The organism is Nocardioides conyzicola, from assembly GCF_039543825.1.
GTDB classification, from domain to species: Bacteria; Actinomycetota; Actinomycetes; order Propionibacteriales; family Nocardioidaceae; genus Nocardioides; species Nocardioides conyzicola.
The window spans coordinates 1,949,642-1,962,767 of record NZ_BAABKM010000002.1; the positions used below are offsets into that span (position 1 = coordinate 1,949,642).

The 13,126-nt window shown below is 73.2% G+C and carries 12 protein-coding genes; 5 read left to right on the forward strand and 7 right to left on the reverse strand.

Annotated elements, in window-relative coordinates:
• Positions 1-52 precede the first annotated feature (52 nt).
• Together ABEA34_RS12545 and ABEA34_RS12550 are read left to right on the forward strand one after the other, a co-directional pair.
• On the forward strand, positions 53-1,057 hold the full coding sequence (locus ABEA34_RS12545; protein ID WP_345521617.1) for a DUF2332 domain-containing protein: 1,005 nt from the start codon (positions 53-55) through the stop codon (positions 1,055-1,057).
• Between the two features lie 87 nt (positions 1,058-1,144).
• Positions 1,145-2,410 (forward strand): MFS transporter, encoded by a 1,266-nt coding sequence (locus ABEA34_RS12550; RefSeq protein ID WP_345521619.1) that lies wholly within the window; start codon positions 1,145-1,147, stop codon positions 2,408-2,410.
• On the opposite strand, the gene ABEA34_RS12555 is transcribed toward ABEA34_RS12550, so the two are convergent.
• The 6 genes from ABEA34_RS12555 to ABEA34_RS12580 form a co-directional block, all read right to left on the reverse strand.
• Entirely contained in the window at positions 2,405-3,637 is a 1,233-nt protein-coding gene (locus ABEA34_RS12555) for a low temperature requirement protein A (RefSeq protein WP_345521620.1), read from the reverse strand. The genes ABEA34_RS12550 and ABEA34_RS12555 overlap by 6 nt on opposite strands.
• Before the next feature lie 22 nt (positions 3,638-3,659).
• On the reverse strand, positions 3,660-4,679 hold the full coding sequence (locus ABEA34_RS12560; protein ID WP_345521621.1) for a LuxR C-terminal-related transcriptional regulator: 1,020 nt from the start codon (positions 4,677-4,679) through the stop codon (positions 3,660-3,662).
• A 66-nt stretch (positions 4,680-4,745) separates the two neighbouring features.
• Positions 4,746-5,294: a TIGR03086 family metal-binding protein gene (locus tag ABEA34_RS12565; protein ID WP_345521623.1), complete on the reverse strand. Its 549-nt coding sequence runs from the start codon at positions 5,292-5,294 to the stop codon at positions 4,746-4,748.
• Complete coding sequence (locus ABEA34_RS12570) at positions 5,291-6,280, reverse strand: sigma-70 family RNA polymerase sigma factor (RefSeq protein WP_345521625.1); 990 nt, start codon at positions 6,278-6,280, stop codon at positions 5,291-5,293. Before ABEA34_RS12570 ends, ABEA34_RS12565 begins: the two co-directional genes overlap by 4 nt.
• Before the next feature lie 22 nt (positions 6,281-6,302).
• Positions 6,303-7,853 (reverse strand): glycerol-3-phosphate dehydrogenase/oxidase, encoded by a 1,551-nt coding sequence (locus tag ABEA34_RS12575; RefSeq protein WP_345521627.1) that lies wholly within the window; start codon positions 7,851-7,853, stop codon positions 6,303-6,305.
• Positions 7,850-8,452 (reverse strand): TetR/AcrR family transcriptional regulator, encoded by a 603-nt coding sequence (locus ABEA34_RS12580; protein ID WP_345521629.1) that lies wholly within the window; start codon positions 8,450-8,452, stop codon positions 7,850-7,852. The genes ABEA34_RS12575 and ABEA34_RS12580 overlap by 4 nt, the downstream gene beginning before the upstream one ends.
• A gap of 17 nt (positions 8,453-8,469) precedes the next feature.
• Between ABEA34_RS12580 and ABEA34_RS12585 the strand changes: the two genes are divergently transcribed.
• A complete protein-coding gene (locus ABEA34_RS12585; protein WP_345521631.1) occupies positions 8,470-10,050 on the forward strand; it encodes an FAD-binding oxidoreductase in 1,581 nt (526 codons plus the stop codon).
• On the forward strand, positions 10,047-10,952 hold the full coding sequence (locus ABEA34_RS12590) for a diacylglycerol/lipid kinase family protein (RefSeq protein ID WP_345521633.1): 906 nt from the start codon (positions 10,047-10,049) through the stop codon (positions 10,950-10,952). The genes ABEA34_RS12585 and ABEA34_RS12590 overlap by 4 nt, the downstream gene beginning before the upstream one ends.
• Before the next feature lie 94 nt (positions 10,953-11,046).
• Here ABEA34_RS12590 and ABEA34_RS12595 read toward each other — a convergent pair whose 3' ends face one another.
• The gene (locus ABEA34_RS12595) at positions 11,047-11,712 is read right to left on the reverse strand and encodes a pirin family protein (RefSeq protein ID WP_345521634.1); all 666 of its coding nucleotides are present in this window, start codon (positions 11,710-11,712) and stop codon (positions 11,047-11,049) included.
• A gap of 16 nt (positions 11,713-11,728) precedes the next feature.
• On the opposite strand from ABEA34_RS12595, the gene ABEA34_RS12600 reads away from it, so the two are divergent.
• Complete coding sequence (locus tag ABEA34_RS12600; protein WP_345521635.1) at positions 11,729-13,090, forward strand: GH1 family beta-glucosidase; 1,362 nt, start codon at positions 11,729-11,731, stop codon at positions 13,088-13,090.
• Positions 13,091-13,126 lie beyond the last annotated feature (36 nt).

Consider the following 13,126-nt stretch of genomic DNA (forward strand, 5'->3'; position numbering starts at 1 on the left):
AATGGTGGCCTATCCGGGCGACGTCCGGACCGGAACGACGAGGATGGCCGCGATGGATGTCTACGGCGAGACCCCTCGGCAGTATGCCGACTTCGCGGCCGACGCCGCGCCGACCTCGCCCTGCTTCGCGGACTGGTCGCGGCGGATCGCGGCGGACCCGGAGGTGATCGCGTGGATCGACACGCTCCCGGTCGCCAAGCGGCAGCCCAACCTGGTCCTGGCGGCCGCGCGCTGGCACGGCGTACCCGCTCCCGGCCCGTACGCCGCGCTGCGGTCCGCGCTGCTCGACGACGACGGCACCATCCGGGCGACGATCCTGGCGCGCGCGACCCAGACCAACGAGGTCGGCCGCCTGGCCACGCTCGTCCCCGCCTTCGCGACGCTCGCGGCCGATGGGCCGGTCGCGCTCCTCGAGGTCGGCGCCAGTGCGGGGCTGTGCCTCTACCCCGACCGGTGGTCCTACGCCTGGACGACCGATGACGGCGTACGCCGGGCCGGCGCGGGGCCGGAGCTGACCTGCGACGTGCGCGGTCCGGCGCCCCTGCCTGACCGCCCACCGGCGGTCGCCTGGCGGGGCGGGATCGACCTCCACCCGCTCGACGTCACCGACGAGGACCAGATGGCCTGGCTGACGACGCTGGTCTGGCCGGAGCACGACGACCGCCGTTCCCGGCTGCGCGCCGCCGTCGACATGGCCCGCGCCGACCCGCCGGCGATCCTGGGCGGCGACCTGCTCGAGGAGCTGCCGTCGCTGGTCGAGGAGGCAGCCCGGCACGCGCCCGTGGTGGTCTTCCACAGCGCCGTGATCGCCTACCTGCCCGAGGTCCGGCGCGAGGAGTTCCACGAGCTGATGACCGCACTCGTCGCGGAGGGTCGCTGCCACTGGGTCAGCAACGAGGGTCCGCGCGTGCTGCCACGGGTGACCACGACCGGCCCGGACCGGCAGGAGGACGAGCCCGGGTTCGTCCTCGGCATCGACGGCCGCGCCGTCGCGTCGACGCAGGGGCACGGACGCTGGCTGCGCTGGTACGACGCCCTTGACTTCAACTCCGGTTGAGATTGTCGGATGGGTCCGTGCACGCGGGCCGATGAAACCGGTGGGGACCGTCGGTCGGAACCGTCAGACTGGTGGCCAGGAGGGCAGATGACCGACACCGACGTCGCGTCCAGGACCCGGCTGCCGCGCGCGCTGACGCCGTTCCGGCACCCGGCCTACCGCCGGCTCGCGGTCGCGCTGGTGCTGGCGACGTTCGCGGGCGGCGTGTGGGTCGTGGGCCTGGTCTGGGAGGTGATCCGCCTCGGCGGCGGCCCGGCCCAGCTGTCCCTCGTCTCGACCGCCGGCGCCGTGGGCGTGCTGCTGCCGGCCCTGCTCGGCGGCGTGGTCGCCGACAGGGTGCCGCAGAAGGCGATCCTGCTGGGCGTCGCGACGACCGAGTTCGCCTGCATGGGGCTCGTGGCCGCCTTCTCCGTCACCGACCTCACCCGGCTCTGGCAGCTGGCGGTCGTCGGCTTCGTGATCGGCGCCGCCATGGCGTTCTACTACCCGGCCTACTCGGCCTGGCTGCCCGCCCTGGTGCCCGAGGAGGACCTGCTCGCGGTCAACGGCTTCGAGGGGATGATCCGCCCGACGATCGGGCAGGCGCTCGGCCCCGCGGTCGCCGGCGTCGTGGTCGGCGCCGCCTCACCGGGTGCCGCCCTGTCCGTCGCGGCGGCCTGCTCGCTCGCCGGGCTGGTCGCCCTGTCGACGGTGCCGCTGACGCCGGTCCGGCGCGACGCGGACCACCCGGCGACGTCGGTCCTCCACGACCTCCGCGAGGGCTTCGTCTACATGGTGCGGACGCCGTGGCTCCTGGCCACGCTGCTCTTCGCGTCGCTGCTGGTGTTCCTGATCATGGGGCCGCTCGAGGTGCTGCTGCCGTTCCTGATCAAGGACAAGCTCGGCGGTGGACCGGGCGACCACGCGCTGGTGCTGGCGGCCTTCGGCGTCGGTGGTGCGGTCGGCTCGTTGACGGTCGCCTCCCTGCGGATGCCCCGGCGCTACCTCACCTGGATGAACCTGATGTGGGGCTTCGGGTGCCTGCCGTTCGTCGCCATGGGCGTGGCCACGGAGATCTGGATGCTGGTCGTGGCCGCCTTCGTCCTGGGCGTGTTCTTCTCGGCCCCGATGGTGATCTGGGGGACGCTGCTCCAGCGGCGCGTCCCGCCGCACCTGCTGGGCCGGGTCGCCTCGCTCGACTTCTTCGTCTCGATCAGCCTGATGCCGCTGTCGATGGCGGTGGCCGGCCCGGTCTCCGAGGCGATCGGGCTGCGCACGACCTTCCTGATCGCCGGCACCGTCCCCGCCGTGGTCGCCGTCGTCGCGATCGTCGCCGCCCGGCTGCCGCAGGACGAGGTCGCCCACCCGCTATAGGCGGGCCACGACGACTTCCTGGTGCCGGTGCCCGATCGTCTCGTAGCCGACGACCGTGACCCAGGGCGTCAGGGCGACCACCAGCAGCGACCACGTGAGCGACACGCCGGCCGCGACCAGGACGACGCCCACCGTCAGCACGACGGCGGAGCCGAGCACGAGCAGCAGGTGGAACGGGTCGAGGGTCCGCATCAGCAGCGCGTAGAGCCCGAACAGCAGCGCGACGAACACGGCCAGGGGGACGGCGACCGTCAGGACGGTCTGGGTGTCGTTGAGCACCGAGTGCTCCTGGAGCCGGTACGCCGCGGCGTGCAGCCCGGCGCCGACGGCGACGATCGCGCCGAAGACGGGGATGTGCCCGTAGCCCCAGGCGAAGGAACGCTCCCGGTGGGCATGCAGGAGGTCGCCGCTCGGCAGCACGAAGTAGGTCCACCACATCCCGAACGTGACCCCGACACCGGCGATCCCGAGCACGGCGACGTCGACGGTCCAGCCCTTCTCGTCGAGGATCGCCGCGAGCGTGGCCACCGTGCCGATCAGTCCCTCGCCGAGGGCGATGATGACGAGCAGCCCGTACCTCTCGGCGATGTGGTGCGGGTGCCACGGGGTGCCGACCAGCATGCGCTCGGCGACGAACGGGCCGATGGCCTCGACCAGGATCAGCACCACGATCAGCACGAAGGTCACCGGGATGGATGCGGGGACGAGCGCGACCACGATCCACCCGGCCTGGCTGATCAGGAGCGTGACGATGAAGGTCCGGCAGACCGTGGTCCGCTCGGGATCCTGTCGCGAGGCGCGCCACCACTGGAAGACCATCGGCACCCGCATCACGACGTAGCCGAGGACCATGACGCCGTTGTCGACGTGGGCGCCCTCGTGCAGCGAGTCGAACATCCGGGGCAGCCCGAGCGCGAGGATCAGCACTCCGACCATCTGCACCATCGTGGTGATCCGGTAGAGCCAGTCGTCGGTGTCGTACGCCGACGCGAACCACGAGAAGTTGATCCACGCCCAGCTCACGGCGAAGATCGCGAACGCGAAGCCGAGGATCCCGTCGGCGACGTGGCCGGCGGCCAGGAAGTGAGCGAGCTCGCTCGCCGCGGTGCCGAAGGCGATGACGAAGGTCAGGTCGAAGAGCAGCTCCAGGTTGGTCGCGGCCCGACCGTCCTCGTGCGGGTCCCGGCCCGACATCCGCACGACCGCGTGCGTCATCCGCTCCGACATGCGGGTCAGCCTAGGGTGAGGATCAGGCGTCGGGACCGAGCGTGGACGCGAGCGCCCCGCGCGAGTGGATGCCGAGCTTGCGGTAGACGTGCGAGAGGTGCCACTCGACGGCCTTCACGGTGACGACGAGCCGGTCGGCGATCTCGCGGTTGGTGAGCCCGGTCGCGGCCAGCCGGGCGACGCGCTGCTCCGCGGCGGTCAGCGACGCCAACGTCTCGCCGAGCACCGGCAGTGGCTCCTCGCCCATCCGGCTCAGCAGTCTCCGGACCCGCCCGAGCAGCGGCCAGAGGTTCTCGTTGCCGGCGTACGTCTCCGCGGCGCGCAGGAGGGCCAGCCCCTCCGCGGCGTCGCCGTCGCCGCCGAGCAGCAGCAGCCCGGCGAGGTCGGTCTCGATCTGCGCCTGCAGCCGCGCGGCGGGCACGCCGTCGAGCTCGTCGAGCGCCTGCCGCAGCAGCGACGAGCGGTCGGTGTGCGCGTCGACCGTGGCCAGGGTGCGCAGCCCGAGCGCGATCGGGTACGGCGCGCCGGTGGCGCCCGCCAGGGTGAGGTGCTCGCGCGCGAGCGCGGTGCCCTCGACCCGGTGGCCGAGTCGCACGGCGGCGAGCGCGGCCGCCGTACGCCACGGGATCGTGTCGGGGACGTCCTCGCCGGGGTCGAGCAGGCGGGGGATCCGAGCGAAGTGGCCGGACGCGAGCTCGATCTCGTTGACCGCGGCGCACAGCTCGCCGCGTCCGTAGTGGGCGGTCGCCCCGGTGAGCCCGGGCCGGTCCAGGTAGGCGCCCAGGCGATCGCCGACCGTGCGAGCCTCGTTGAGCTCGCCGCGCGCGAGCCGGCAGTCGAGCGTGGTGGCGAGCAGCGTGGCACGTTGCTGGTCGTCGAGCGCGTCCTCCGCGGCCTCGCCCGCCTGGGTGAGGTAGCCCAGGGCGGCTCCGATGGCTCCCGCACGCGAGTTCAGGAGCCCGCGGCTGAGCAGCTCCGCGGGGTCCAGGATCGCGCCACGCTTCGCGACCTCGGACGCGGAGCCGGCCTGGGGGGATGCCATGGTGCCGAGCGTAGGAACCGACGCTCCGCGGCGAGGGGAAACGCGGGAAACTTTGCGCTGGACCAGTCAGCCGCGGCCGAGGAAGGCCAGGAGCCGGACCTCGTCGGCGGCGGCCGAGGGCACCGCGAGCGCGGGCGCGAACCGGACGCCGCGGTCGGCCGGGGTGATCGTCAGGTGGGCCACCGGCAGCAATGCCGCGGCCAGCTCGGCGGGGATCGGGGCGGGCTCCGTGGCCCGGCCGACGTCCCAGCCGTGGATGGTGACCTCGAGCGCGGCGGTGGCGACCAGGAGCGGGCTGGCCAGGTCGAGCCCGCCCACCAGGACGTCCCCGGGTCCCGGCCGGCTCCACGCCCCGAGCAGGGCGCAGGCCTTCTCCTCGATCGCGGCGATCCGGCCCTCGGTGGTGTGGGTCAGGTGCACCGCCACCTCGCCGCCGGCCGCCTCGGTGAACGCGTCGAGCGAGTCCTCCATGTGCACGAGCAGGTCGCCCAGCCGCCACCCGGCGCACGGGGTGGGCCGGTCGAGCAGGCCGCCGCGCACGCCGGCCAGCCGGGCCCGCGTGTAGTCCAGTGCCCGACCGAGGAGCTCGACCGAGGCGGGGAGGGTCGTCGTCACGGAGCGCTCGAGGCGCCGATGCGGTCGTCGGGCAGGCCGGCCGGCAGGCCGAAGGTAGCGAAGAGGGAGAGGTCGAAGAACGCCGTGCAGTGCCGCACCCGCTCACCCTCGAGCTCGAGCACCTGCAGCTGGAAGGGCCTGAAGTCGCCCTGCGGCGTCCGCATGTAGAGGCCGTACGCCGGCTGCCCGTTGGCCTGCGTCGCCACCATCTTCATGTCGTGCGCGTTGCCCGGGCACTCGGTGCCGATCAGCCAGCCGATGTTCTCGGCGCCGCGGTACCAGCTGGTGAACGGCGGCATGTCCCACGTCGCCTCGGCGGTGAGCATGCCGACGATCGAGTCGATGTCCTTGCGCCAGAAGGCGTCGACGTACCGCTCGAGCAGCTGCTGCTGCGCCGCGGTCAGGTTGGGCTCGACCGTGTCGGCGGTGAGGCCGCGCTCGGCGAGCTGGGCGTGCGCGCGCTGCAGGGCCGAGTTGACCGCCGCCGTCGACGTGTCGAGCGCCTCCGCGACCTCGGCGGCCGACCAGCGCAGCACGTCTCGCAGGATGAGGACGGCGCGCTGCCGGGCGGGGAGGTGCTGGAGCGCGGCGACGAACGCCAGCCGGATGGTGTCGCGCTCGGCCACCTCGACCGCCGCGTCGGGCACCGGCTCCAGCCAGGTGATCTCGTGGTCGATCTCGAGGGCGTCCCCGGCCATCGCGTCGGCGGTGCCGAGGCCGGCGGGCAGCGGGCGGCGCGGCCGGTTCTCGAGGTTGGTGAGGCAGACGTTGGTGGCGATCCGGTAGAGCCAGGTGCGCACCGACGAGCGGCCCTCGAACTTCTCGGCCGCCTTCCATGCCCGCAGGAACGTCTCCTGCACCAGGTCCTCGGCCTCGTGCACGGAGCCGGACATCCGGTAGCAGTGCGCCAGCAGCTCGCGCTGGTAGCGCTGCGTCAGCCGCGGGAAGTCGTCGAGCTCGGTCCCGGGATCGTCGAGGGTCGCCATGGTCGGTCCAGTCTGCATGGGACTACCGACCAGCGTCGACCGCCAGACTCATCGCCCGTTCGGCCGCGGGTACGGCGAGGGCGCGGTCGGCCGCGATCAGCCCGACCCGGGTGCGGCGGTCGAGGAGGTCGTCGACGTCGGCGGCACCCTCGTGGGTGACGCCGAAGATCAGCTCGGCCAGCGTCACCGGGACGTCCTCGGAGATCGGTGCGAGCAGCTCGTTGTCCCCGAGCCCGCTGACCTCACGGGCGTTGTCGAGGACCAGCCGGGCGTCGGTGCCGAAGCGGCGGACCAGCCTGGCCGGCTCCTCGAGCTCGGCGAGCCGTGCCCGGGGAGCGGCGCCGAGCAGCGGCAGCTCGGCCGTGCGGCACGGTCCGGCGTCGAGACCCGCGTGCGCCACCGCCGCGTCGACGGCGTCCTCGGCCATCCGGCGGTACGTCGTCAGCTTGCCGCCGACGATCGTGATCACGCCGGTGGTGCTGGTGAGCACCGCGTGCCGGCGCGACAGGTCGGACGTCGTACCGGACCCGTCGCCGGAGGACAGCAGCGGTCGCAGCCCGGCGTACGCCCCGATCACGTCGCTGCGGTGCAGCGGCTGCGCGAACGCCGCCGACGCGACGTCGAGGAGGAAGCCGATCTCGGCCTCGGACGGCTCGGGCACGTCCGGGATCTCACCGTCGACCGGCTCGTCGGTGAGACCGATGTAGATCGTGCCGTCGGGCTGGGGCAGCACGTTGATGAACCGCCCCGTGGTGCCGGGGATCGGGGCGAAGACCGACGTGTGCAGGCCCGGGATGCTCGACCCGCGCAGCACGAGGTGGGTGCCGCGGCTCGGGCGCAGGGTCACCTCGGGGACCAGGTCGCCGGCCCACACGCCGGTCGCGTTGACGACCGTCCGGGCGGTGACGGTCGAGGTCTCCCCGGTCAGCTCGTCGCGCAGCTCCACCTGGGTGCCGGTGGCGGTGAGCACGCGGGCGCGGGTGCGGACGTGGGCGCCGTACGACGCGGCGGTGCGCGCGACGTTGGCGACCAGGCGGGCGTCGTCCTCGAGCTGGCCGTCCCAGGTGACCAGCGCGCCGCGGAGCCCGGCCGTCCGCAGCGGCGCCAGCTGGAGCGCCTCGACCGCGGTGATGTGCCGCGGCCGCGGCAGGGTGTCGGAGGAGGTCCGGGCCGCCCGGCGCAGGACGTCGCCGCCGACCAGGCCGGCGCCGGTGAGGACCGCCAGCCGACGGCTGGTGATCGACCCGAGCGGGATCACCATCGAGATGGCGTGGGTGAGGTGCGGCGCGGTGCGCTCCATCAGGATGCCGCGCTCGACGGCGCTCTCGTGGGCGACGCCGAACTGCAGCTTCGCGAGGTAGCGCAGGCCCCCGTGCACCAGCTTGGAGGACCAGCGCGACGTGCCGAACGCGAGGTCGTGGGCATCGACGGCGAGCACGGACAGGCCGCGGGTGACCGCGTCGAGCGCGACTCCCACCCCGGTGATGCCGAGCCCGATGACCACGACGTCGACCTCGGCCGGGGCGCCGGCGAGGCCGGGCGTGATGCGGGTGGCCGTGCCGACGGCGGTCATGGCAGCAGCCCCCGGGTCAGCGCCCGCCGGAGCTCGCCGTCGAGGTCGTCGAGCGACACCTCGTCGCCGACCATGGTGTGCGCCGACAGCACGAAGCCGTGGGCGGCGAGCAGCATCGCGCGTGCCATCAGCTCGGGGTTGCCCGCGCGGACCTCGCCGGAGGCCTGGGCCTCGCGCAGCGCCGCGACGGTGAGCTCGAGGATCGCGTCCTGCGAGCGACCGCGCCGGGAGAAGAGGTAGGGGAGGATCAGCTCGGGGTCGAGGTCGACGATCCGCAGGAAGAGCTCGTTGTCGCGGAGCCGCTGGACGGTGCCGACGATGTCGCCGACCAGCCGCTCGACGGTCGGGGTGTCGGGGTCCTCGTCGGCCAGCGCGTCGGCGACGACGCCGCCCCACTCGCGGGTCATCAGGTCCGAGAGCAGCTGCGGCATGTCGGCCCAGGTGCGGTAGATGGTCATCCGCGAGACGCCGGCGCGGCGGGCGACCTCGGTGAGCGTCGTCCGCCGCCAGCCGACGTCGAGGATGCAGTCGCGGGCCGCGTCGAGGTAGGCGTCCCGGGCGGTGTCGCGGGGATCCTGGTTGTGACGAAGTGACGTCATGTGTCACAGTGTAACGCATGCAGTCGAGACAGCAGACCGAGATGCACCCGTCCCGCTGGGGAGACCCGGCCCGCGCGCAGGCCCTGCCCGACGACGCCCGGGGGATGGTGGAGCTGGTCTTCGGCACCGAGGACCACCCGGCGGCCCTCGACCCGGCCGTCCCCGCGTCGGCGATCGACCCCGCGGTGCTCGCCGCGCTGGTCACGCTGGTCGGACCGGAGCAGGTCGTCACCGACGACGACACCCGGCGGCTACGCACCCGCGGCAAGTCCACCCCCGATCTGCTCCGGATGCGCGCTGGCGACCTGAGCGACGCACCCGACGCTGTCGTCCGACCAGGCTCGCACGACGAGGTCGCCGCCGTGCTCGCCTTCGCGGTCGAGCACCACCTGGCGGTCGTCCCGTTCGGCGGGGGTACGTCGGTCACCGGCGGCCTGGTCGCCCGGCGCGAGGGCTTCGCCGGCGTGCTCAGCCTCGATCTGGTGCGGATGAAGCGGCTTGTCGCCGTCGACCACACCTCGATGACCGCGACCCTCGAGCCCGGGCTGCGCGGCCCGGAGGCCGAGGCGCTGCTCGCCGCCGAGGGCGTCACGCTCGGGCACTACCCGCAGTCGTGGGAGTACGCCACGATCGGCGGCTTCGCCGCGACCCGGTCCAGCGGCCAGTCCAGCGCCGGCTACGGCCGCTTCGACGCCCTCGTCGTCGGGCTGACGGTCGCCACCCCGCGAGGTCGGCTCGACCTCGGGAGCGCCCCCGCCAACGCCGCCGGCCCCGACCTGCGCCAGCTGGTCCTCGGCTCCGAGGGCGTCTTCGGCGTGATCACCTCCGTCACCGTGCGGGTCCGGGCGCTGCCGGAGGTCAAGGTCTACGAGGGCTGGCGCTGGCCGTCGTTCGTCGACGGCGCCGCGGCGATGCGCACCCTGGCGCAGGCAGGCCTGCTGCCGACGGTGATCCGGCTCTCCGACGAGGCCGAGACGGCCATCAACCTCGCCGACCCCGCCGCCATCGGCGGCGAGGGCGCGGCGGGCTGCCTGATGATCACCGGCTTCGAGGGCACGCCGAGCGCCGTCGCCGCCAAGCGGGCCGCGGTCACCGCGGTGCTGACCGACCTCGGCGGCACCGCCGTCGGTGAGGCGGCCGGCGAGAAGTGGGCGCACGGCCGGTTCGACGCGCCGTACCTCCGGGACTCGATGCTCGACGTCGGCGTGCTCGTGGAGACGCTCGAGACCGCGACGTTCTGGTCCAACGTCGACCGGCTGTACGCCGACGTGAAGGCCGCGCTCACCGCCTCCCTCGGCGACCCGTCGATCGTGCTGTGCCACGTCTCGCACGTCTACGAGACCGGGTGCTCGCTCTACTTCACCGTCGCCGCGAAGGAGAGCGACGACCCGCTCGCCCAGTGGCACCGCGCCAAGGTGGCCGCCAGCGACGCGATGATCGCCGCCGGCGCCACGATCACCCACCACCACGCCGTCGGCACCGACCACAAGCCCTGGCTTGCGCAGGAGATCGGTCCGCTCGGCGTCTCGGTGCTGCGGGCGGTCAAGGCCGACCTCGACCCCACCGGCATCCTCAACCCGGGGGTGCTCGTCCCGTGACACGTTCCTTCACGTTCCTGGTCAACCCGACCTCCGGCGGGGGAGCGGCTCCCGGGGCGGTCGTGCCCGTCGCCCGCGTCCTGCGCGACGCCGGTGCGGTCGTGGACGTCACGTACTCGCCCGGCCCGCAGGCGATGGCCCGCCTGGTCGACGAGGCCGTCGCCCGCGGCGACGTGGTCGTGTCGGTCGGCGGCGACGGCATGCTCTCCTCGCTCGCCGGGCTGGTCGCCGGCCGCGACGCGACCCTCGGGGTCGTCCCGGCCGGCCGCGGCAACGACTTCGCCCGGATGCTCGGGCTCCCCGACGACGCCGAGGGCCAGGCGCGGGTGCTGCTCGAGTCCGCCGTACGCCGGATCGACCTGCTCTCCGTCTCCGGCCTCGGCCCGACGCGGATGGTCGCCGGTTCGGTCTACGCCGGCGTCGACGCGCGGGCGGCGGAGATCGTCGACGGGGCGACCTGGCTGCCGCGCTCGCTGCAGTACCAGTACGCCGCCCTGCGCGCGCTCGCCACCTACCGCCCCGGTCACTACGTCGTCTCGGTCGACGGCGAGTCCCGGGAGTACGACGCCGCCACGGTCGTCGTCGCCAACTCGGCGTACTACGGCAGCGGCATGCAGATCGCGCCGCCCGCCTCCGTCGAGGACGGCATCCTCGACGTCGTCGTGATCGAGGCCGCCTCCCGGCTGGCGCTGATGCGCTCGCTGCCGAAGGTGTACGACGGCGCGCACGTGCACCTGCCCGAGGTCACCGTCCTGTCCGGCAAGCGGGTCGAGGTCAGCGGCAGCTCGCGTGCCGCGATCCCGGTCGGCGGTGACGGGGAGCCGCTCGGGCCCCTGCCCGCCCCCGGCGCCGCGCCCGCCGTCGTCGAGGTCGTCCCCGGCGCGCTCTCGGTCATCTGTTGAGTCGTGACTTCTGACGCTCGAGTCGGGACTTCTGACGGTTCAGTCTGGCGAATGAACCGTCAGAACTCCCGACTCACCGGTCAGAACTCCCGACTCAACCGGAGAAGGACCACACCATCAGCTCGGTCGGCACCGCGGCCGTCACGGCGTGCCCCGGCTCGTCCGTGAACCGGAACGCGTCGCCCTCGGCGAGCGGCTCGGCCATCGACGAGCGGACCAGTGCCCCGCTCGCGACGTACACGTGCAGGAGCGGCTCCTCCGGGAGCACGACGGTGTCGCCGGCCGCCAGGCGCGCGACCCGGAGCACGGCGTCGCCGATGCGGACGACCTCGGTCAGCTCTCCCGGCACGAGCGAGACCGGCGTCACCGAGTACGCCGGCGCCGCGTCCTGCACCGCCGGGTTGAGCCAGGCCTGGACGAAGCGGGTCGGTCCGTCGGGGCCGGCGATCTCCGCGTGCGTCACGCCGGAGCCCGCGGACAGCACCTGCACCTCACCGGGTCGCACCACACCGGTGTGACCCGACGAGTCGGAGTGGTGCAGCGCGCCGGTGAGCACCCAGGTCACGATCTCGACGTCGCGGTGCGGGTGGTCGTCGAAACCGCGGCCCGGACCGAGCAGGTGGTCGTCGTGGCAGACCAGCGGGCCGAATCGGGTGTTGTCCGGGTCGTAGTGCGCGCCGAACGAGAACGAGTGCCGGGTGAAATGTCCCTCACCCCGGGTGAGGAAGCGACCGGTTCCACGGCGGATCTCGACGCTCACAGGCATCATTGTGCCCGTGCCCGACCATCGCCCGACCTCGGGTCTACCTCAGCTCCCACCCGGCTTCCGCTTCGGGACGAGCACGGCGTCGTACCAGATCGAGGGGGCGGCGACCGAGGACGGCAAGGGCCCCAGCATCTGGGACACCTTCTGCAGCCAGCCGGGCCGGATCCAGGACGGCTCGAGCGGTGCGGTCGCGTGCGACCACTACCACCGGTACGCCGAGGACATCGCGCTGATGAAGCAGCTCGGGGTCGGCGGCTACCGGCTGTCCGTCTCGTGGCCGCGCATCCAGCCGAACGGCTCCGGCCCCGCCAACGCCAAGGGCCTCGCGTTCTACGACCGCCTCATCGACGAGCTGCTCGCCAACGACATCAAGCCGATGGTGACGCTCTACCACTGGGACCTGCCGCAGGCGCTCGAGGACGACGGCGGCTGGCTCAACCGCGCGACCGTCGACCGGTTCGCCGAGTACGCCGGGATCCTCGGTGAGAAGCTCGCCGACCGGGTCGAGCACTGGGTCCCGGTCAACGAGCCCAACGTCGTGATGATGATGGGCTACGCGATCGGCATGCACGCCCCCGGCCGCGAGCTGATGTTCGACGCCATGCCCGTCGCCCACCACCTGCTGCTGGCGCACGGCCGGGCCACGGTCGCGCTGCGCGCCGCGGGGGCGACCAGTGTCGGCTGCGCCAACAACCACGCCCCGATGTGGCCGGCGAGCGAGGACGCCGCCGACATCGGTGCCACCAAGCTCTTCGACGCTCTGTGGAACGGCATGTTCAGCGAGCCGATGCTGCTCGGCCGCTACCCCGTCGACCTGGCCCCGCTCTTCGAGGGCATCGTCCAGGACGGCGACATGGCCACGATCCGCCAGCCGCTCGACTTCTACGGGGTCAACTACTACAACCCGTTCAAGATCGGCGCCGCCGGCGAGGAAGCGGAGATGCCGTTCGAGTTCCGCGAGCTGCTCGGCTACCCCGTCACCGACTTCGGCTGGCCGGTCGTGCCCGACGCGCTGCGCGAGTGGCTGATCCTGCTGCGGGCGCGCTTCCGGGCCGCCCTGCCGCCGATCTACATCACCGAGTCGGGCTGCGCCTACAACATGGGCCCGGACGAGAACGGCGTCGTCGACGACCAGCCCCGCATCGACTACCTCGACGCGCACCTGCGCGCGGTCGCCACCGCCGTGCAGCGCGGCGTCGACGTACGCGGCTACTACACGTGGTCCCTGATGGACAACTTCGAGTGGTCGGAGGGCTTCCAGCAGCGCTTCGGCCTGGTGCACATCGACTACGAGACGCTGAAGCGGACGCCGAAGCGCTCCTTCGCGTGGTTCGCCGAGATGGTCGCCGCGCAGACCCGGTCGCTGGGCTGACGGCCCGCCCGCTCAGCGCGCAGCGGCACCTACCGT